The organism is Pseudomonas sp. BF-R-01, assembly GCF_019946615.1.
Classification (GTDB): Bacteria; Pseudomonadota; Gammaproteobacteria; order Pseudomonadales; family Pseudomonadaceae; genus Aquipseudomonas; species Aquipseudomonas migulae.
The window spans coordinates 1-20332 of record NZ_JAGYFX010000104.1 but is presented as its reverse complement, the minus strand read 5'-3'; the positions used below and the strand labels follow the sequence as shown (position 1 = coordinate 20332).

The 20332-nt window shown below is 60.1% G+C and carries 15 protein-coding genes and 2 tRNA genes; 4 read left to right on the top strand and 13 right to left on the bottom strand.

Annotated elements, in window-relative coordinates:
* Positions 1-59: 59 nt before the first annotated feature.
* Together rlmB and rnr are read right to left on the bottom strand one after the other, a co-directional pair.
* Entirely contained in the window at positions 60-824 is a 765-nt protein-coding gene (gene rlmB / locus KGB27_RS26170; protein ID WP_192419680.1) for a 23S rRNA (guanosine(2251)-2'-O)-methyltransferase RlmB, read from the bottom strand.
* Positions 821-3439 (bottom strand): ribonuclease R, encoded by a 2619-nt coding sequence (rnr, locus tag KGB27_RS26165; RefSeq protein WP_207284728.1) that lies wholly within the window; start codon positions 3437-3439, stop codon positions 821-823. The genes rlmB and rnr overlap by 4 nt, the downstream gene beginning before the upstream one ends.
* A gap of 224 nt (positions 3440-3663) precedes the next feature.
* Here rnr and KGB27_RS26160 point away from each other — a divergent pair.
* The 4 genes from KGB27_RS26160 to KGB27_RS26145 all read left to right on the top strand — a co-directional run bounded on the left by KGB27_RS26160 (position 3664) and on the right by KGB27_RS26145 (position 6830).
* Positions 3664-3750, top strand: a tRNA-Leu gene (locus tag KGB27_RS26160).
* 166 nt (positions 3751-3916) lie between these two features.
* Positions 3917-4003: transfer RNA gene (locus KGB27_RS26155), tRNA-Leu, on the top strand.
* Between the two features lie 251 nt (positions 4004-4254).
* Entirely contained in the window at positions 4255-5265 is a 1011-nt protein-coding gene (locus KGB27_RS26150; RefSeq protein WP_223481084.1) for an iron ABC transporter substrate-binding protein, read from the top strand.
* Positions 5265-6830 (top strand): ABC transporter permease, encoded by a 1566-nt coding sequence (locus KGB27_RS26145; RefSeq protein WP_223556818.1) that lies wholly within the window; start codon positions 5265-5267, stop codon positions 6828-6830. Before KGB27_RS26150 ends, KGB27_RS26145 begins: the two co-directional genes overlap by 1 nt.
* A gap of 97 nt (positions 6831-6927) precedes the next feature.
* Here KGB27_RS26145 and KGB27_RS26140 read toward each other — a convergent pair whose 3' ends face one another.
* The 11 genes from KGB27_RS26140 to tsaE form a co-directional block, all read right to left on the bottom strand.
* The gene (locus tag KGB27_RS26140) at positions 6928-8862 is read right to left on the bottom strand and encodes a methyl-accepting chemotaxis protein (RefSeq protein ID WP_192226926.1); all 1935 of its coding nucleotides are present in this window, start codon (positions 8860-8862) and stop codon (positions 6928-6930) included.
* A 150-nt stretch (positions 8863-9012) separates the two neighbouring features.
* A complete protein-coding gene (locus KGB27_RS26135) occupies positions 9013-10302 on the bottom strand; it encodes an adenylosuccinate synthase (protein WP_008035326.1) in 1290 nt (429 codons plus the stop codon).
* Positions 10303-10357: 55 nt separating this feature from the next.
* The gene (locus tag KGB27_RS26130) at positions 10358-11545 is read right to left on the bottom strand and encodes an ATP phosphoribosyltransferase regulatory subunit (protein WP_008035324.1); all 1188 of its coding nucleotides are present in this window, start codon (positions 11543-11545) and stop codon (positions 10358-10360) included.
* Positions 11546-11861: 316 nt separating this feature from the next.
* Positions 11862-12731, bottom strand: coding sequence for a protease modulator HflC (gene hflC / locus KGB27_RS26125; protein WP_008035323.1), 870 nt, complete (start codon positions 12729-12731; stop codon positions 11862-11864).
* Positions 12731-13903: an FtsH protease activity modulator HflK gene (hflK, locus tag KGB27_RS26120; RefSeq protein WP_008035322.1), complete on the bottom strand. Its 1173-nt coding sequence runs from the start codon at positions 13901-13903 to the stop codon at positions 12731-12733. The genes hflC and hflK overlap by 1 nt, the downstream gene beginning before the upstream one ends.
* A gap of 96 nt (positions 13904-13999) precedes the next feature.
* Positions 14000-15301, bottom strand: coding sequence for a ribosome rescue GTPase HflX (gene hflX / locus KGB27_RS26115; protein ID WP_008035321.1), 1302 nt, complete (start codon positions 15299-15301; stop codon positions 14000-14002).
* A gap of 12 nt (positions 15302-15313) precedes the next feature.
* A complete protein-coding gene (hfq, locus tag KGB27_RS26110; protein WP_007902656.1) occupies positions 15314-15574 on the bottom strand; it encodes an RNA chaperone Hfq in 261 nt (86 codons plus the stop codon).
* Positions 15575-15668: 94 nt separating this feature from the next.
* Positions 15669-16640, bottom strand: coding sequence for a tRNA (adenosine(37)-N6)-dimethylallyltransferase MiaA (gene miaA, locus KGB27_RS26105; RefSeq protein ID WP_008035319.1), 972 nt, complete (start codon positions 16638-16640; stop codon positions 15669-15671).
* Complete coding sequence (mutL, locus tag KGB27_RS26100; RefSeq protein ID WP_263290148.1) at positions 16640-18550, bottom strand: DNA mismatch repair endonuclease MutL; 1911 nt, start codon at positions 18548-18550, stop codon at positions 16640-16642. The genes miaA and mutL overlap by 1 nt, the downstream gene beginning before the upstream one ends.
* Positions 18547-19926 carry an N-acetylmuramoyl-L-alanine amidase gene (locus KGB27_RS26095; protein WP_404943243.1) on the bottom strand — a complete coding sequence of 460 codons (1380 nt, stop codon included), beginning with the start codon at positions 19924-19926 and terminating at the stop codon, positions 18547-18549. The genes mutL and KGB27_RS26095 overlap by 4 nt, the downstream gene beginning before the upstream one ends.
* A gap of 48 nt (positions 19927-19974) precedes the next feature.
* The coding region (tsaE, locus tag KGB27_RS26090) for a tRNA (adenosine(37)-N6)-threonylcarbamoyltransferase complex ATPase subunit type 1 TsaE (protein ID WP_223556816.1) at positions 19975-20332 on the bottom strand (358 nt) is incomplete at its 5' end.

Below are 20332 nucleotides of genomic sequence, written 5' to 3'. Positions count from 1 at the left end.
GTCTGTCAGATGGACCGCGTCGCCTGGATCGCCAGCAAGCCGGCTCCTACAAGGGAGTGTCAGGGCTTCTTGCCAGTGGCGGCTTTTACGCTGCGCTGGCGCTGGGCCTCGAACAGGCAGACGCCGGTCGCCACGGACACATTGAGACTGCTGACACTGCCAGTCATCGGCAGGTGCACCAGGTAGTCGCAAAGATCGCGGGTCAGGCGACGCATGCCGCTGCCTTCCGCGCCCATGATCAGGATGGTCGGCCCGGTCATGTCTTGCTGATACAGGCTCTGCTCGGCTTCGCCCGCCGTACCGACAACCCACAAGCCGCGCTGCTTGAGTTTTTCCAGGGTACGCGCCAGGTTGGTTACGGCGACCAACGGAATCACTTCCGCCGCGCCACACGCAACCTTTCGCACCGTTGGAGTCAGCGTGGCCGACTTGTCTTTCGGCACGATCACCGCCAGCGCACCGGCCGCATCGGCCGAACGCAGGCAAGCGCCAAGGTTGTGCGGATCGGTCACGCCGTCGAGCACCAGCAACAGCGGTGCACCATCGGTGCGATCGAGCAGCTCGTCGAGCATTGCTTCGCCCCAGACCTGGCTCGGACTCACGTCCGCCACCACGCCCTGGTGCACGCCTTCAACCCAGGCATCCAGCTCGCGACGTTCGGCATTGCCGACGGCCACGCGGTTTTCGGCCGCGAGCGCGATCAGCGTCTGAACCCGCGGATCACTGCGGCCTTCCGCCAGCCAGATCTGCTTGACGCGTTTCGGGTGGTGACGCAGCAATGCTTCTACTGCATGCACGCCGTAGATTTTTTCCAACTGACTCATGACTTGGCCTTAGGTTTACGCGCCCCGCCGCTTTTGGCTGGGGCCGAGCCCGCTTTCGGCGGGCCTTTACGGTGTTTGCTCGGCTTGCTGCCGGGAGCCTTGTCAGGCGCCGACCGTCCGGTCTTTCCCCCAGACGCCGCTTTACCACCGCTTTTCGCTTCAGACAGCAACGCCTGCTTCATTTCACGGCTTTTGCGCAGCTCAGCATTTTTCGCTGCCGCATCGCTTGGGCGATAGGCTTCGACTGCTTTTTCCTTGGCAGGACGACGACCGGTTTTTGCCGGTGCCGGCTCTGCTGCGGTCTTGCCAGCAGGTGCAGCGGTTTCAGTCCCGCGTTTTTTGCGGCCGATCGGTGCGCTGATGGTTTTTTCAGCCATCTCGAAGTCGATCTTGCGCTCGTCGAGGTCGACGCGCATTACGCGCACTTCAACGGTGTCGCCAAGGCGGAAGCTGCGACCGGTGCGCTCACCGGCGAGGCGGTGATGCACAGGGTCGAAGTGGTAGTAATCGCCCGGCAGCGCGGTGACGTGCACCAGGCCTTCGACATAGATATCGGTCAGCTCGACGAACAGACCAAAACCGGTCACGGCGGTGATCACACCCGGGAACGACTCGCCCACGCGGTCTTTCATGAACTCGCACTTGAGCCAGTTCACCACGTCGCGGGTCGCTTCGTCGGCACGGCGCTCGCTCATCGAGCACTGCTCGCCGAGTTGCTCCAGCGCGGCTTCGTCGTACGGATAGATGCGCGCCTTCGGAATGGTCATCGCGCCGGCACGGCGAACGTGCGGGGTGTCCATTTTCGAATGAATGACGCTGCGGATCGCCCGATGCGTGAGCAAGTCCGGGTAGCGGCGGATCGGCGATGTGAAGTGGGTATAGGCTTCGTAATTCAGGCCGAAGTGGCCCTGGTTATCAGCGCTGTACACCGCCTGACTCAGCGAACGCAGCATGACGGTCTGGATCAGGTGGAAATCCGGACGGTCCTTGATGCTTGCCAGCAAGGCCTGGTAATCCTTCGGCGACGGGCCGTCCTTGCCTTTGTGCAGGGACAGGCCGAGCTCACCAAGGAAGGCGCGCAGTTTTTCCAGACGCTCCGGTGGCGGACCATCGTGGACGCGATACAGCGCAGGAATTTCGTGCTTCTTCAGGAATTCGGCAGTGGCCACGTTGGCCGCCAGCATGCATTCCTCGATCAGCTTGTGTGCATCGTTACGCACGGTCGGACGGATTTCGGCAATCTTGCGCTCGGAACCGAAGATGATCCGGGTTTCCTGCGTTTCGAAATCGATCGCGCCACGCACATGACGGGCCGCCAGCAGCACCTTGTACAGCGAATACAGCTGCTTGAGGTGTGGCAGAACGTCGGTGTATTCGCCGCGAAGCTGGCGCGCTTCGGTAACTTTCGGCGTCTCCAGCATGGTGCTGACCTTGTTATAGGTCAGACGGGCATGGGAGTGAATCACTGCTTCGTAGAAGCAGTAGTCGGTCATCTCGCCGGATTTGGAGATAGTCATCTCGCAGACCATGGCCAGACGATCGACATGTGGATTCAGCGAGCACAGGCCGTTGGACAGCTGCTCAGGCAGCATCGGCACTACGCGCTCCGGGAAGTAAACGGAGTTGCCGCGAACCTGGGATTCGTTGTCCAGCGCGGACCCGATTTTCACGTAGCTGGAAACGTCGGCAATCGCCACGTACAACTTCCAGCCACCGGAGAACAGGCGCAGCTTGCCCGGTTTGGCTTCGCAGTAGACCGCGTCATCGAAGTCGCGCGCATCTTCACCGTCGATGGTCACGAACGGCAGATGGCGCAGGTCGATGCGCTTCTCTTTGTCTTTCTCTTCGACTTCCGGCTTGAGCTTGGCGGCTTCTTTCAAGACCGCTTCAGGCCAGACGTGCGGAATATCGTAGGTGCGCAGGGCGACATCGATTTCCATGCCCGGCGCCATGTAATTGCCCACGACTTCGACCACGTCGCCTTGCGGCTGGAAGCGTGGCGTCGGCCAGTGAGTGATCTTCACTTCGACGAACTGACCGACTTTGGCGTTGGCATTGCGGCCCGGAGTCACCAGCACTTCTTGCTGGATCTTCGGATTGTCCGCCACCACGAAGCCGATACCGCCCTCTTCGAAGTAACGGCCGACGATGGTTTCGTGAGCGCGGGAGACCACTTCGACAATCATGCCTTCGCGGCGACCGCGACGGTCCAGACCGGAAACACGAGCCAGGGCACGGTCGCCATCGAACACCAGACGCATTTGCGCCGGGCTCATGAACAGGTCGTCACTGCCGTCGTCCGGGACCAGGAAGCCGAAGCCGTCACGGTGACCGCTGATGCGGCCCAGGATCAGGTCGAGCTTGTCCACCGGCGCATACGTGCCACGACGGGTATAGATGAGTTGAGCGTCGCGCTCCATGGCGCGCAGGCGGCGGCGCAGGGCTTCGATCTGGTCTTCTGTGATCAGACCAAACTCTTCGACCAGTTGCTCGCGGTTAGCTGGCGAACCCCGATCAGCAAGGTGCTGAAGGATCAGTTCGCGGCTAGGAATAGGGTTTTCATATTTTTCCGCTTCACGAGCGGCCTCGGGATCGAGGGACTGCCAATCGGCCATTAGAGAGTTTTCACCTTGTCTATATGCGGGTTAGTTTGGCATAGGCGTAATGAAACGGGAAATTTCAGGCTACGAGAGCCCATCTAAAGGCCTTTATCGACAGCGCAAAGCTGATTTAAATGCCGCTGGTAAAATTTTCCAGGTTTTTTTGACGCTGGGGGTTTACAGTTAAAAAGACGCTCCGTATAGTGCGCGCCATCGACGACGGAGACGTTGCCGATACTGCCCAGATGGTGAAATTGGTAGACACGCCAGCTTCAGGTGCTGGTGACCGCAAGGTCGTGGAAGTTCGAGTCTTCTTCTGGGCACCAATTCAGAGCTTGAGATTAGATCAATTTCAAGGCTCACACAAAAACCCGCGAAAGCGGGTTTTTTGCATTCTACGGTTCTGATTTATTAAAACCAAATCAGGGGTTTACAGATCAAACTGCTCTCCGTATAGTGCGCCACATCAACAGCGGCAACGCTGAAGATTATGCCCAGATGGTGAAATTGGTAGACACGCCAGCTTCAGGTGCTGGTGACCTTACGGTCGTGGAAGTTCGAGTCTTCTTCTGGGCACCAATTCAAATTTCAGAGCTTGCTCTGGAATTTCACAAAAACCCGCGAAAGCGGGTTTTTGCGTTTCTGGCATTCGAAAAATCACCCCCCCCCTGCTCGTGATGAACTCACAGGCGCCGCCGTCATCGTTCACGTCCATCGCGAGCAGGCTCGCTCCTACAGGAGTCAGGCACCCTCCGCAAGGCGCACTTGAGAAACAATATCGTTTATCATTGTTTCAAGTTTTTGCAATGCGACAGTGAGGAACCCTGCGAATGACGTTTCGAAATACCCTGCGCCGCGGCCTGACCATCACCCTGCTCGGCCTGGCACTCGCTACCCCCCTCACCCAGGCTGCTGATCCAGTTTCCCTGACACTCTACAACGGTCAACACAAGGAAGTCGGCGACGCCGTCGCCAAAGCTTTCGAAGCCAAGACCGGCATCCACGTCAATGTGCGCAAAGGCAGCAGCAACCAGCTTGCCAGCCAGATCGTCGAAGAAGGCGATCGCTCCCCGGCCGACGTGATCTACACCGAAGAATCGCCACCGCTGAACAAACTCGGCGAGCAAGGCCTACTGGCGCAAACCGATGCCGCCACCCTCGCCGTTCTGCCAAAAGACTACGTCGCCGGCAATGGCACCTGGATCGGCATCACCGCGCGAGTCCGCGTGGTTGCGTTCAATCCCAAACTGATCGATGAAAAAGACCTGCCCAAATCGGTGATGGAATTCTCCGACCCGAAATGGCAAGGCAAGGTTGGCTTCGTGCCCACCAGCGGCGCGTTCCAGGAACAGGCCGTGGCAATCATCAAAGTGCACGGCATGGATGCAGCCGAAGAATGGCTGACCGGCTTGCGCGCATTCGGCAAGACCTACAGCAACAACATGGTCGCCTTGAAAGCCGTGGAGAACGGCGAAGTCGCGACCGTGCTGGTGAACAACTACTACTGGTTCGCCCTGCAACGCGAAAAAGGCCAGCTCGATTCGAAACTGCATTACTTCACTGGCGGCGACGTCGGCGGGCTGATCACCGTTTCCAGTGCAGCCGTGCTGAAGTCCAGCAAACACCCAAAGGAAGCCCAGCAATTCCTCGCCTACATGGCCAGCGAAGAAGGTCAGCGCGTGATCACCCAGACCACCGCCGAATACCCGCTGCACAAAGGCATGGAGTCGGACCGAGGCCTCAAGCCGTTCAGCGAGCTTGAAGCACCGAAAGTCACGCCAGCCGACCTCGGCAACGCCGAAGAAGCCCTGGACCTGGAACGCGACGTTGGCTTGAACTGATGAGCGCACCGCCCTCTGCCCCAGCCATGCGCGGAAGCTACGTGCCACGGCGCAAGCGGCCGTCGATCTGGCTACTGCTGCCGGTTTTGCTGTTGGTACTGCTCAGCGTGTTGCCGCTGGTGTATGTCGGGCTCAAGACCTGGCAAGCCGGCTGGGCCCAGGCATTGCATTTGCTGTGGCGGCCCTACGTGTTTGGCTTGCTGCGCAACACCCTGGAGCTGATGGTCGGCGTAACGGTCGCTTGTGGCGTGATCGGTTTGTCGCTGGCCTGGCTGCTGGAACGCAGCAATCTGCCAGGCCGACGATTGTGGGGCGTGATCCTGTGCTTGCCGTTTGCGGTGCCGGCGTTTGTCAGCAGCTTTACCTGGGTCTCGCTGAGCGCGCACTTCGAGGGTTTGGGCGGGGCGATTCTGGTGATGACCCTGTCCAAGTACCCGCTGATTTTTCTGCCGGTGGCGGCGACCCTGCGCAATCTCGATCCGTCGCTTGAAGAGTCCGCACGCACGCTCGGGCAGAATCGCTGGGGCGTGTTTTTCAGGATCACCCTGCCACTGCTGTGGCCGTCGCTGCTCGCCGGTTCGCTGCTGATCGCATTGCACATGCTCGTTGAGTTCGGCGCGCTGTCGATTATTGGCTTGCAGACGTTCACCACGGCGATCTATCAGCAATTCGAACTGGAATTCAGCAATGCCAATGCGGCGATGCTTTCCGCCGTGCTGCTCGCGCTGTGCCTGATGCTCTTGTGGCTTGAGCTGCGAGCCCGTGGCAAGGGTCGGCACGTGCGCACCGGCCAGGGCGCGGCGCGGCAGGCGGAACAGGTGCAGTTGGGACCCTGGGCGGCTGTTGGGCAGATTTACTGTCTGGCACTGGCGATCATCGGCAGCGGCATTCCACTGGGGATGCTGGTGTACTGGCTGGCGGTAGGTTCGTCGGCAGCGTTTCCGGTGGCGGCGATCAGCGAGGCGCTGCTGTCATCCCTTGCGCTTTCGCTGGGTGGCGCCGCGCTGTGCCTGGTGCTGGCGGTGCCGGTGGGCTTGTTGGTGGTGCGCTACAAAGGCCAATTGGCGATCTGGGCCGAGCGCTTGCCATACCTGTTGCATGCACTCCCAGGACTCGTGATTGCGCTGACGCTGGTGTATTTCGCCCTGCACTATGTGCCGGCGCTGTACCAGACATCGGCGTTGCTGCTGATCGCTTATGCGCTGCTGTTTCTACCATTGGCACAGGCACCGATTCGCACGGCACTGAACAAGGCTGCTCCGCAGCTGGAAGAGGCGGCTCGCACGCTGGGCGCCTCGTCGTTCAGCGCGTTTTGTCGGGTGACGCTGCCGATCATCTTCCCGGCGCTGGGTGCGGCGTTTGCGCTGGTGTTTCTGGATGCGATGAAGGAGCTGACGGCGACGCTGCTACTGAGTCCGACCGGGCTCAATACGCTGGCGACAGAGGTTTGGGCGCATACCGCGAATGTGGAGTTTGCGGCGGCGGCGCCTTATGCGGCGTTGTTGATATTGGTGTCGGGGTTGCCCGTGTACCTGTTAACAACCCGGATGTATTTGAGTCGTTGAAAAGCTTCGCGGGCAAGCCTCGCTCCTACAGGGGGTTACACAACCCTTGTAGGAGCGAGGCTTGCCCGCGAAGACGTCAGACCCGCCAATACAAATCTTAAGCCCGGAACTGCCCCAGGCTCGCCTTGAGCTGCGCCGCCAGGCCATCCAGCACCTTGCCGCTGGCCGTGGTTTCCACCACCGCCTGTGCCGCCTTCTCAGCCTGTGCATGAATGGTTTCAACCCGACCCCGCACCGCTTGCGCGCCTTGCGCCTGATGGGCCGCCGCTTGCGTCGCCAGACCAATCGCCGCATGCACCTGCTCGACCGACACCTGCACCGATTGCTGCAACTGCGCACTGTCACGCAACACCAGCAAACCCTCGCTGGCCTGACGCCCGGCCTGGCCGATCACTTCCACCGCCTCACGCGCACCTTGCTGCAACGCCACGATGTGCGCCTGAATGTCGCCCGTGGAACTCTGGGTCTTGCTCGCCAGCGCCCGCACTTCGTCCGCCACTACGGCAAAGCCGCGACCGGTCTCACCGGCACGCGCCGCTTCAATGGCAGCGTTCAGCGCCAGCAGGTTGGTTTGCTCGGCGATCCCGTGAATCACGGTCAGCACCACTTCAATCTGCTCACTTTGCTGCGCCAGTCGCTCGATGACTTTCGCGCCGGTATCGACTTGCCCGGCCAACGCTTCGATCAGGCTGCCGACCTTCGCCGAGGTCCGGGTGTTTTCATCGGTGGCCGAACGGATATCCACCACTTGCTTCAAGGCTGCCTGCATTGCGTGGCTTTCAGATTGGGCCTCATCAGCCATTTGCGACAAGGCGCGCAAACTTTCGGCCACTTCGTCACGCTGCATGCCCGCCGCCGCATCGGCACCGGCGTTACGCAGGGTCATGGCGCCGATTTCCACGCCGGTACGCTGGGCCACATCGCCCGCTTCGCGCACGATCGGCTGCAACTTATCCACAAACCGATTGACCGCCGAGGCCATGTCGCCGATTTCGTCCTTGCTGTTGATCTGCACGCGCTTGGTCAGGTCGCCCTCGCCCGCCGCCAGGTCGTCCATCGCGGCAATCAACAGCTTCAAGCGATTGACTACGCGCCGACCCAAAACGACCGCCAGCAACAGCAGCACACCGCAACCGACCAGTGCCAGGCCCATACCGATGCGCCAGCGCAAGGTCGCCGCGGCTTCCTGCACGGTGCTGGTGGTGTTGGCTTTCATTTCCGAGGCGGTGGACTGAGCAGACGTCAGACGCGCCCGCATCGCCGTGGCGCTATCAGCCGCCGCGCCTTTGAGACTGTCGCCGACCAGTTGATCACTGCTGGAGATCAGTGCCGAGAAACGCTTGTCCAGCGCCACCAGATCGGTTTCCACCGAGGCGGTGGAGACCCCCATCAAGACTTTGCCGATTTCCACGCCATTAGGGTTGATCGAGGCTTCGACGTAGTAGACCGATGGATCGTTTTTCGCCGCATCCAGCACTTTATCCAGCGCACGCTCACCCTGGCCTTTCTCCAGAAGGGCCTTGTTGATCGGGTTTTCGCGGTTGAGGTAGCGCGTCAGGTGCTGCCCCGTTGCGTCGTCATAGATCACGAACAGCACGTTGGGATTGCGCTGGGCCCGGCGGGCGAATTCGGACAGGGTGGGAACGTCACTGTCCCACATGGCGCGGGGCGCGACGGAAGCAAGAAGCTGCGCCATATCATTGGCAGAGTCCTTCAGGTCCTTTTCCAGGGTCGCACGCAGCTGCACCTGCTCGTCCTTCAGCCGCGAAGACAAACCGGCCGTGAGGCGCTGACGCGTGCTGGTGGAGAGGTTGTCGAGGCTCGACGTGACTTCACGTCCCGCCTGCTCCAGCTCGCCGGAAAGTTTTTGACTGTCGGCACCCAGGCGCACACCCAAATCAGCTTCCAGTGCAGTCACTGTGCTCCGCGTCAGAGCAACAGCTACCAGCACCTGCACCAAAAGGGCGATACCAAGGGTAACGAACACGGGCCGCAATAGACGGCTTTGTAACAATGAGAGAACCGCCGACACTTGATATCCCTCTGCATTGACGCCATTAAATTGATGGCACGCCAGAAGACGCGCTCTTAATGAAGATCACAGCAAAGGTCATGCCGTCCAACAGGCATAAACGACAAAGGGCCCGATTAAGGGCCCTTTGTTTTTTACATCAACGACTTATTAAGCGAACGGGTGGCGCAGAACGATGGTTTCGTTGCGGTCCGGGCCCGTCGAAATAATGTCGATCGGCGCACCGATCAGCTCTTCGACGCGTTTGATGTAGGCACGTGCGTTAGCTGGCAGCTCTTCCAGGGCTTTGGCACCCACGGTCGACTCGGTCCAGCCCGGCACTTCTTCGTACACAGGCTGCAGACCCACGTAGCTATCAGCGTCAGTCGGGGCAACAGCGTTACCTTCGGCATCTTTGTAGCCGACACAGATGTTGATGGTTTCCAGACCGTCGAGTACGTCCAGCTTGGTCAGGCAGATGCCCGAGATGCTGTTCACATCGATAGCGCGACGCAGGATAACAGCGTCAAACCAGCCGCAACGACGGGCACGGCCGGTAGTCGCACCGAACTCGTGACCTTGTTTGGCCAGGTGCGCGCCGACTTCGTCGAACAGTTCAGTCGGGAACGGACCCGAACCTACACGCGTGGTGTAAGCCTTGGTGATGCCCAGGATGTAGTCGAGGAACATCGGGCCAACACCCGAACCGGTAGCAACGCCGCCAGCGGTGGTGTTGGAGCTGGTCACGTACGGGTAGGTACCGTGATCGATGTCCAGCAACGAACCTTGGGCGCCTTCAAACATGATGTCTTTGCCGGCGCGACGCAGGTCGTGCAGCTCGGCCGTCACGTCCAGCATCAGCGGCTTGAGCAGCTCAGCGTATTCTTTGCATTCGGCCAGGGTCTTTTCGAACTCGATGGCCGGCTCTTTGTAGTAACCCACCAGCATGAAGTTGTGGTAATCCACCAGTTCACGCAGCTTGTCTTCAAAGCGCGGCATGTTGAGCAGGTCGCCGACACGCAGGCCACGACGCGCAACCTTGTCTTCGTAGGCCGGGCCGATGCCGCGACCGGTCGTACCGATCTTCAGCTCGCCACGGGCCTTTTCACGGGCCTGGTCCAGCGCAACGTGGAAGGACAGGATCAGCGGGCAGGACGGGCTGATACGCAGACGCTCACGCACCGGTACGCCTTTCTCTTCCAGCTTGATGATTTCCCGCAGCAGAGCGTCGGGTGCAACCACCACGCCGTTACCGATCAGGCACTGCACGCCTTCGCGCAGCACGCCCGACGGGATCAGGTGCAAGACGGTTTTTTCGCCATCGATCACAAGGGTGTGACCAGCGTTGTGGCCACCCTGGTAGCGCACTACGGCGGCAGCATGTTCGGTCAGCAGATCAACGATCTTGCCTTTGCCCTCATCACCCCATTGGGTGCCCAGGACTACGACATTCTTACCCATAACACTTGTCCTCATTCGCGCAAACTTGGTGCCGGCCAAGGGCCGGCAGGAAAACTCAAGAAGCCAGTGGCGATACTTGCCAAAGCCCGTTCTGCTGAATCAATTGCCGGTCGCAGTCCGCTTCACGGGCGGCGGCCAAAGGTTGCCCAGGCAATGCCTGAACGACACGCTGACCCTCACTGCGCAACTGGCAAACCTGCTGCCAGAGTGCTGCATCCGTACTGTCAGGCATCCAGATACCGCCAGACGGTAGCTCGATTTCAGCACGCCCCAGGGTCACCAGGGTTTTCAAATCGGTAGAGAAACCGGTTGCCGGACGAGCGCGACCGAAGTCAGCGCCGATGTCATCGTAACGACCGCCCTGAGCGATGGACTGACCAACGCCCGGCACGAACACCGCGAACACCACACCGGTGTGGTAGTGATAGCCGCGCAACTCGCCCAGGTCGAAGTACAGCGGCAGTTCCGGGAAACGCACGGACAAACGCTCGGCAATCGCCAGCAAATCGTCCAGTGCCGCCAAAACCGGCGCCGGCGCATTCGCCAGACGCTCGCGAGCAGCGCTCAACACTTCACGGCCGCCACACAAATCGACCAACGCACGCAGCATGCCCGACAGATCGGCAGGCAAACCTTCGGTCAAGGTAATGACCTCGTCGATGGCCTTGCGTTGCAACGCATCGAACAACTGTTGTTCAACTTCACCGGACAAACCGGCCGCGCGGGCCAGGCCACGGTAGATTCCGACATGACCGAGGTCCATGTGCACTTCCGGCACGTCGGCCAGTTGCAGCATGGCCAGCATCAGACTGATGACTTCCACGTCGCTGCTCGGGCTGGCATCGCCGTACAACTCGGCGCCCAGTTGAATCGGGCTGCGCGAGGACGACAAGGCGCGTGGCTGAGCGTGCAGCACGCTGCCGGCATAGCACAGACGGCTCGGACCTTCGCGACGCAGGGTATGCGCATCGATGCGCGCCACTTGCGGCGTGATGTCGGCACGGAAACCCATCTGCCGGCCCGATTGCGGGTCGATGACCTTGAAGGTACGCAGATCGAGGTCCTGGCCCGCGCCGGTCAGCAAGGATTCCAGGTACTCGATATGGGGAGTCACGACAAACTCGTAACCCCAGCTCTGGAACAGATCCAACACCTGACGACGCGCGACTTCAATGCGCGCCGCTTCCGGTGGCAGTACTTCTTCGATGCCATCTGGCAGCAGCCAGCGGTCTACCGTTGCCATTACGCCATTCCCCTATGGTCCGGGCGGCAAGCCTATGGGCGAGCCTTGAGTGAAGCAGAAAATGATCGGCTTTGTTTACAAGCCACCCATAAACAACGCGGCGAAAAGCCTGAAAATAAGCTTCGCCAATCACTTTCCTCGAAAAACCTGTCGAGTCATTCAACTCGGGCGCCTGCATAAACAACAGCAATCAAACGTGCAGACGCAAAAAAGCCGGGAATTTCCCGGCTGCCGCATCATACACACGTTTTCCCAAAGGATCACCCCGCCCGAGGCTTTAGCCGCCAGGCGGGGGATGATTCAGGTCAACGTCGTATCAAGGCTTGGCTTTTTCCAGGTAACGGAAGAAGTCACTGCTTGGGTCCAGGACCATGACGTCGGATTTGTTCGCGAAGCTTTCACGGTAGGCACGCAGGCTACGGTAGAAACCGTAGAACTCCTGATCCTGGCCGTAGGCCTTGGAGTAGATCGCAGCGGCCTGGGCATCACCATCACCGCGAACCTCTTCGGATTCACGATAGGCTTCAGCCAGCAGCACGCGGCGTTGACGATCGGCGTCAGCACGAATGCCTTCTGCCAGCTCGTTACCCTTGGCGCGGTGCTCGCGAGCTTCACGCTCACGCTCGGAGCTCATACGCTCGAACACACTGCGGTTTACTTCTTTCGGCAGATCGATGGCCTTGACCCGAACATCGACCACTTCGATGCCCAGCTCTTTTTCCGCCATCTTGTTCAGCGAAGCGGTGATATCGGTCATCAGCGCATCGCGCTCACCCGAGACCACTTCGTGCAGCGTGCGTTTACCAAACTGGTCACGCAGGCCCGACTCCAGACGACGGGAAAGACGCTCGTCAGCAATCTGCTTGAGGCCGGAAGTCGCGGTGTAGTAACGCTCAGCGTCCTTCACGCGCCACTTGGCGTAGGCATCGACCATGACTGCTTTCTTTTCCAGCGTCAGGAAGCGTTGTGTCGGTGCATCCAGCGTCATCAGGCGCGAGTCGAACTTGCGCACCTGGTTAACGTAAGGCACTTTCACATGCAGGCCCGGCTGAACATCGGTCTGAACCACGCGACCGAACTGCAGCAACACCGCACGCTCGGTCTGAGCCACGATGTAGAAGCAGTTCCAGGCTGCGATCGCCACGACGACGCCGACAATAAGGGCGATCAGCGATTTATTGCTCATCAGCGACTCTCCCTGGTACGTGCAGGCTGTTGCTGCAGATCAGCTGCCGCACGTGCATTCGCTTCATTGCTGGTGGCTGCCGCACCGGTCACCGAAGTGCTGGTGTTGCGACCACTTTCGACCATCTTGTCCAGCGGCAAGTACAGCAGATTGCTCTGGCCATTCTTGTTGCCGGTCACGAGAACCTTGCTGGTGCTGCTGAAGACTTCCTGCATGGTGTCCAGGTACAGACGCTGGCGGGTGACTTCAGGTGCCTTGCGGTACTCGGCGACCAGTTTGGTGAAGCGATCGGCCTCACCCTTGGCGCGCGAGACAGTTTCGTCACGGTAGCCGTTGGCATCTTCGATGATGCGCTGGGCCTGACCACGGGCTTCCGGCACGACGCCGTTGGCATAGGTTTCAGCCTGGTTGCGCGAACGCTGCTCGTCTTCACGGGCGCGGATCACGTCATCGAAGGCTTCCTGCACTTCACGCGGTGCCGCTGCGCTCTGTACGTTGACCTGGGTGACGGTGATACCGGTGCGATAGGTATCCATGAAGCGTTGCAGACGCTCCTTGATCTCGCTGGCCATCAATTCACGACCTTCGGTCAGCACCTGGTCCATCGCGGTGGAACCCACCACATGGCGCAGGGCACTTTCGGTCGCGTGCTGCAGGCTGATTTCCGGCTGATCGACGCTCAGCACGAAGTCCTGCAGGTTGCTGATCTTGTACTGCACGGTCAGCGGTACTTCGACGATGTTTTCGTCTTCAGTCAGCATTTGACCCTGCTTGGTGTACGCACGCTCACGCGTGACGTTTTCCAGGTACTTGCGATCGATCGGCGGGAAATAGATGTTCAGACCCGGGCCGACGGTTTCGTAGTACTTGCCGAAGCGCAGCACCACGGCTTGCTCCTGCTCGTCGACTACATAGACCGCGCTGTACAGCCAAACGGCCGCCAACACGACCAGGCCGATGCCGAGCAGGCCGCCAAAGCCGCCACTCTTGCCCGGACCACCGCCGTCATCACCGCGTTTCTTACCACCACCGAACAACCCATTCAGGCTTTCCTGCAGCTTTCGGAAGGCCTCGTCGAGATCCGGTGGTCCCTTGCGGTCGCCGTTATTGCGACGCTTGCCACCCCAAGGATCCTGATTATTCGAGTTGCCACCCGGCTCATTCCAAGCCATAGCGCTCTCCATCTGATAAAGCAAAGACGCACCCACGGCGCGCCGACCAATGCTACAGAATGCCTGTCACCGCGGCACAACCGCTTTCTCAGGCTTTTATTGCAAAGTGTGTTGTTCGATGAACTCTGTCGGCACAACGCCTTCACGGCTGACCAGCCGATTGAGCTCCGAGCGTGGCAATCGAACGGCCAGCAAGCTGACACCTTCTTCGTCGTGTTCTTCTTTCTGCACCGCTCCGAGTTCGAAGAACTGCGCACGCAGTCGAGCGAATCGTTGCGGCAAGCGCAAGGTACCGATAAACATCTCACTGCCCAGCAACTCGGCAATGGCTTGTTCGAGCAATTCCAGACCACTGCCATCACGCGCCGACAACCAGACCCGTTGAGGCTTGCCGCTTTCGTCGCGCTGGATCTGTGGCTCAACGCCTTCAAGCAAATCGAGTTTGTTATAGACCTCGAGGATCGGCAAGTCCTGGGCACCAATCTCGCCCAGCACCACCATCACCTGCTCGATCTGCAACATGCGATCCGGTTCGGCCGCATCGATCACGTGCAACAACAGGTCGGAGTTGCTCGACTCTTCGAGCGTAGACCGAAATGCCTCGACCAGCTTGTGGGGCAAGTGACGAATGAAACCCACGGTGTCGGCCAGGACAATCGGCCCCAGGTCGGCCAGTTCCAGACGGCGCAAGGTCGGGTCCAGCGTGGCAAACAACTGGTCAGCCGCGTACACGTCGGATTTCGTCACGTTATTGAAGAGCGTGGATTTGCCGGCGTTGGTATACCCCACCAAAGACACGGTAGGGATATCCGCACGCGTACGGCCACGTCGCGACTGTTCGCGCTGGCTGCGCACTTTTTCCAGGCGGCCCTTGATCTGTCGCAGGCGAACCCGCAGCAAGCGACGGTCGGTCTCCAGCTGGGTTTCACCCGGGCCACGCATGCCGATACCGCCACCTTGACGCTCAAGGTGAGTCCAGCCACGAACCAGCCGGGTGCTCATGTGGTCAAGCTGGGCCAGTTCTACCTGGAGCTTGCCTTCATGGGTACGGGCGCGCTGGGCGAAAATATCGAGAATCAGACCGGTGCGGTCGATCACGCGACACTCGAAAACACGTTCGAGGTTACGTTCCTGACTGGGCGTAAGCGTGTGATTGAAGATCACCAGATCGGCTTCTTCGGCATGGACCAGGTCGCGCAGTTCCTCGACCTTGCCGCTACCGATCAGGAATTTGGCGGTTGGCCGATGACGCGGCACGTTAAAAAACGCAACGGTCTCGGCGCCGGCCGAATTAGCCAATTCCTGAAACTCCTGCGGATCTTCGCGCGCCTCAGGGTCCTGTCCATCCAAGTGAACGAGGATCACTCGCTCACCACCACCGTGGCGCTCAAAGAACAAAGGAGACTCCTATCAGGCGTTACCTGGCTCAGCGTCGCCTGCTTCGGATTCGGTTGCGCTAGGCAGACGAATTGGACGAACCGGCACCACTGTAGAGATAGCGTGTTTGTAAACCATCTGGCTGACGGTGTTCTTCAGCAGGATAACGAACTGGTCGAAAGACTCGATCGTGCCTTGCAGTTTGATCCCGTTGACCAGGTAGATGGACACCCCAACTTTCTCTTTACGTAAAGTATTCAAGTAAGGGTCTTGTAGCGAATGCCCTTTTGACATGTGCCGCACTCCTTTAAGGATTCAATATAAAAAATAGGTAAACAGATGGCTTGTGGCCGTCACACCCCCAAGGATAGACGGCAATTGCAAGGACTCAGCTCAATATGGAGATGGTCCCCAGGTATTTCAAGGCGCGCGGCAGATTGTCGCAATCCAGGCTGTCCAACCAGTGTAAATCAGCCCAACTGCGCAGCCAGGTGAACTGACGTTTTGCCAATTGGCGCGTGGCAATGATTCCACGCTCCTGCATCTCGGCTTGCGTCAGCTTGCCATCCAGGTAGTCCCAGACTTGTCGGTAGCCTACTGCACGTATAGACGGCAACCCGGAATGCAGGTCACTTCGCTTACGCAGGGCTACGACCTCGTCGATGAATCCCTGTTCCAACATTAAAGTGAATCTTTGTTTAATTCGCTCGTGCAGTACCTGACGATTTGCCGGAGCAATGGCCAAGTTCGCGACAGTATAGGGCAATTGTTGCAGTCCCGAAGCGGCTGCTTCAGTACTTTGCGCAGATTGTCTCAGTCTAAGCTCGGTCATGCTCTGACCGCTGACACGATAAACTTCCAGCGCTCGACTGAGTCGCTGCGGATCGTTCGGGTGAATACGCGCTGCCGATTCCGGGTCGATGATCGCCAATTGGTCGTGCAGGGCTTGCCAGCCAAGGCGTGCAGCTTCTTCTTCGATCTGTGCGCGCACTTCAGGATCGGCCGCCGGCATGTCCGCCAGGCCTTCGACCAAAGCCTTGTAATAGAGCATTGTGCCGCCCACCAGCAGCGGAATTTTGCCCCGCGCGGTGATGTCGGCCATCGCTTCGAGGGCGTCACGGCGGAAATCTGCGGCGGAATAGCTCTCTGCCGGGTCAAGAATATCGATCAGACGATGGGGAAATTCGGCCAGAATCTCTTTCGACGGCTTGGCGGTGCCGATGTCCATGCCGCGATAGACCAGCGCCGAATCAACACTGATCAGCTCGCAAGGCAGGACTTTGGTCAGCTCGATGGCCAGGTCGGTCTTGCCCGCTGCGGTCGGGCCCATCAGGAAAATCGCAGGAGGGAGCTGGCTCATCAACGACCGCGCAGGAACAGTTTGTCCAGATCGTCCAGGCCCAATTGGGTCCAGGTCGGTCGGCCATGGTTGCATTGACCGCTGCGCTCGGTGTTTTCCATGTCACGCAGCAGACCGTTCATTTCCGGCAGGGCCAGACGCCGATTCGCCCGAATCGCGCCGTGGCAAGCCATGGTGCCAAGCAATTCGTTCAGGTGCACCTGAATCCGGTCACTGGTGCCATATTCCATCAGATCGGCCAAAACATCGCTGACCAACCGGTTGGCTTCCGCCTGCTTGAGCAAGGCCGGAATCTGTCGAATAGCCAGTGTTTCCGGGCCGAGACGCTGCAACTCAAAGCCCAGACGCTGGAACCACGCGACGTTTTCTTCGGCGCAATCGCCTTCGCGCTCGCTCACCGCCAACGATTCCGGAACCAACAGCGGCTGACCGCTCAGGCCTTCGCTGGCCATGGCGACTTTCAGGCGTTCGTACATGATCCGCTCATGAGCGGCGTGCATGTCCACCAATACCAGGCCTTGGGCGTTTTCCGAAAGGATGTAGATGCCCTTGAGTTGCGCCAATGCGTAACCCAACGGTGGAATATCGTCCTGACCGGCTGGCAGCGCGACAGCATTGGCTTCCGGCAGCGGCGCAAAAAACTCACGGTAAGCCGCCTGGGCTTCAGCCGCAGGCACGCCGGACTGAGGGCGCGGCGTGTATTGATACTGATAACCGGCACCAGCGCCCGAGCCCGCCGGCGTGTTGAACGACGGTTGCGCTTGGGGCTGCTCCAGCAACGCATTGGCCGCCAGGCGCATTTCGCCTTGCGGACCGAATTCACCGGCTTCGAGGCCGCTCGGACGAACGATGGCGGTCGCCACCGGTGCCGCCAGATGATCATCCGGTCGCACATCGCCCAAGGCACGGTGCAAAGTGCCATAGAGGAAATCGTGGACCATGCGCCCGTCACGGAAGCGCACTTCGTGTTTGGTCGGGTGCACGTTGACGTCGACACCGGCCGGATCGACTTCGAAAAACAGCACAAAAGTCGGGTGCCGACCATTGAACAGCACGTCGCGATAGGCCTGGCGCACCGCGTGGGCCACGAGTTTGTCGCGAACGGCGCGGCCGTTGACGAAGAAGTACTGCAAGTCCGCCTGGCTGCGGTTGAAGGTCGGCAAGCCCACCCAACCCCACAAATGCAGGCCATTGCGCTCGATTTCGATCGGCAGCGCCTGTTCCAGGAACCCCGAGCCGCAGATCGCCGCCACACGCCGGGCGCGAGCCGCGTCGTCATGGGCTTCGTGCAGGCTGAGGATGGTTTTGCCGTTGTGGCGCAGGTGGAACGCCACGTCGAAGCGCGCCAGGGCCAGACGCTTGATCACTTCTTGCAGGTGATCGAATTCGGTTTTTTCGGTTTTGAGAAACTTGCGCCGTGCCGGGGTGTTGAAGAACAGATCCCGCACTTCTACGGAGGTGCCCACCGGATGAGCGGCAGGCTGCACACGGGGCGCCATGTCCCGGCCTTCGGTTTCGACCTGCCAGGCCTGATCGGCATCGCGGGTGCGGGAGGTCAGGGTCAAGCGCGCCACGGAGCTGATCGAGGCGAGTGCCTCACCACGGAACCCGAGGCTCATCACCTGTTCGAGGTCTTCCAGGTTGCGGATCTTGCTGGTGGCGTGACGGGCCAGGGCCAGCGGCAGGTCATCGGCAGAAATGCCGCTGCCATCGTCGCGCACCCGCAGCAGCTTGACGCCGCCCTGCTCGACATCGACATCAATGCGCTTGGCGCCGGAATCGAGGCTGTTTTCCAGCAATTCCTTGATCACCGAAGCCGGGCGCTCGACCACCTCGCCGGCAGCAATCTGGTTCGCCAGTCGCGGGCTGAGCAGCTCGATGCGAGCGCTGTTGATCACGGCCTGATTCATTCTTTGGATGCCAGTTCGGTGCCGGGAATGGTCAGGGTCTGACCGATTTTCAGCTCGTCGGTTTTCAGGTTGTTGGCGCTGCGCAAGGTGGCCGGGGACACCTGATAACGCACGGCGATCATCGCCAGGGTTTCCCCCGGGTTCACCCGGTGATCACGCGGCCCTTGGGCGATTTTCCCGGAATCGCGCAGCCAGGCGATGTAAGTACCCGGTGGCGGATTCTGCTGGAAGAACTGGCGTACGCCGCTGCTGATCGAGCGAGCCAGCGCTTGCTGGTGGCTGGACGCCGCGAGTTTCGAGGCTTCGTTGGCGTTGGAGATGAACCCGGTTTCCACCAGGATCGACGGGATGTCCGGCGACTTCAACACCATGAACCCGGCTTGTTCCACGCGCTGTTTGTGCAGCGGCGTGACGCGGCCGATGTTGCTCAGAACCTTCTGGCCGACGTTCAGGCTGGACGTCAGCGAGGCGGTCATCGACAAGTCGAGCAGCACGCCTGCGAGCATGCGGTCCTTGTCGTCGAGGCTGACGTTGCCGGCACCACCGATCAAGTCGGAGCGGTTTTCACTGTCGGCCAGCCAACGGGCAGTTTCCGACGTGGCGCCGCGATCAGACAGGGCGAACACCGAGGCACCGAACGCGGCGGCCGAAGGCGCGGCATCGGCGTGGATCGAAACGAACAGGTCAGCGCCCTTCTTGCGGGCGATTTCGGTACGGCCGCGCAACGGAATGAAGTAGTCGCCGGTACGGGTCAGTTCGGCGCGGAAGCCTTTCATGCCGTTGACCTGGCGCTGCAATTCGCGAGCGATCGCCAGCACCACATCTTTTTCACGCTGACCGCGAGAGCCCGAGGCGCCCGGGTCTTCGCCGCCGTGGCCAGCGTCGATCACGACAATGATGTCGCGCTTGCCGGCCGGGGCGGGCGGCAGCTTGACCGGGGGATCGACCGGGGTGACCGGCACCGGTGCGACGGTCGCGACGTTGGTCGGCGCAGGAATCGGCGCGGCGTCGGCGGCGTTATCGAACAGATCGACCACCAGGCGGTTGCCGTACTGGGCGTTCGGCGCCAGGGTGAAGCTTTTCGGCGTGACGGCTTTTTTCAGGTCGATGACCACCCGCAGGTCGGTCGGCGTGCGTTGGGCCGAGCGCATGGCGGTGATCGGGGTGTTGGCGGTGGACACGTTCAGCGGCGCACCGAGGGTGGCGCCATTGATGTCGATCACCAGTCGGTCCGGGGCTGTCAGGGTAAAAACGCTGTGTTGCACCGGCCCGGTCAGGTCGAACACCAACCGTGTGTTGTCCGGCGCCCGCCACAGACGGACGCTGTTGACCTTCGTTTCGGCCACAGCGTCGACGGTCACCGCCAAAAACAACATCCCTACGGCAGCTACCATCGCGCGAAAGCGCATACCTGACCCCATCATTTAATTGATTTCCAATGCCAAAGCGGCACACCACGACTCGCCACGCGAGCCCTGGGACAAAATTTTCAGCGAACGCCCGCTGTCTTGCGGGCTAATGGTAATGGTCAGGTCGGGCTTTGGCAAAAAGCCTGCACCTTTATCGGGCCACTCGATCAGGCACAAGGCATCGTCTTCGAAGTAGTCGCGGATGCCGAGGTACTCCAGTTCTTCAGGGTCGACCAAACGATAGAGATCGAAATGGAAGGCGCGGATGTCGCCAATCTCGTAGGGCTCGACCAGGGTGAACGTCGGACTTTTTACCGCGCCCTCATGCCCCTGTCTCTTATACACATCTGACGCTGCCGACGACGGAGAGAGG

Bases quoted from the DNA above. Each gene is read 5' to 3' on its own strand.
- hflK (WP_008035322.1), bottom strand. From the start codon at position 13,903: ATGGCTTGGAATGAGCCGGGTGGCAACTCGAATAATCAGGATCCTTGG.
- KGB27_RS26150 (WP_223481084.1), top strand. From the start codon at position 4,255: ATGACGTTTCGAAATACCCTGCGCCGCGGCCTGACCATCACCCTGCTC.
- rlmB (WP_192419680.1), bottom strand. From the start codon at position 824: ATGAGTCAGTTGGAAAAAATCTACGGCGTGCATGCAGTAGAAGCATTG.
- rnr (WP_207284728.1), bottom strand. From the start codon at position 3,439: ATGGCCGATTGGCAGTCCCTCGATCCCGAGGCCGCTCGTGAAGCGGAA.
- KGB27_RS26145 (WP_223556818.1), top strand. From the start codon at position 5,265: ATGAGCGCACCGCCCTCTGCCCCAGCCATGCGCGGAAGCTACGTGCCA.
- KGB27_RS26135 (WP_008035326.1), bottom strand. From the start codon at position 10,302: ATGGGTAAGAATGTCGTAGTCCTGGGCACCCAATGGGGTGATGAGGGC.
- KGB27_RS26130 (WP_008035324.1), bottom strand. From the start codon at position 11,545: ATGGCAACGGTAGACCGCTGGCTGCTGCCAGATGGCATCGAAGAAGTA.
- mutL (WP_263290148.1), bottom strand. From the start codon at position 18,550: ATGAATCAGGCCGTGATCAACAGCGCTCGCATCGAGCTGCTCAGCCCG.
- miaA (WP_008035319.1), bottom strand. From the start codon at position 16,640: ATGAGCCAGCTCCCTCCTGCGATTTTCCTGATGGGCCCGACCGCAGCG.
- KGB27_RS26095 (WP_404943243.1), bottom strand. From the start codon at position 19,926: ATGTTGTTTTTGGCGGTGACCGTCGACGCTGTGGCCGAAACGAAGGTC.
- hfq (WP_007902656.1), bottom strand. From the start codon at position 15,574: ATGTCAAAAGGGCATTCGCTACAAGACCCTTACTTGAATACTTTACGT.
- hflC (WP_008035323.1), bottom strand. From the start codon at position 12,731: ATGAGCAATAAATCGCTGATCGCCCTTATTGTCGGCGTCGTCGTGGCG.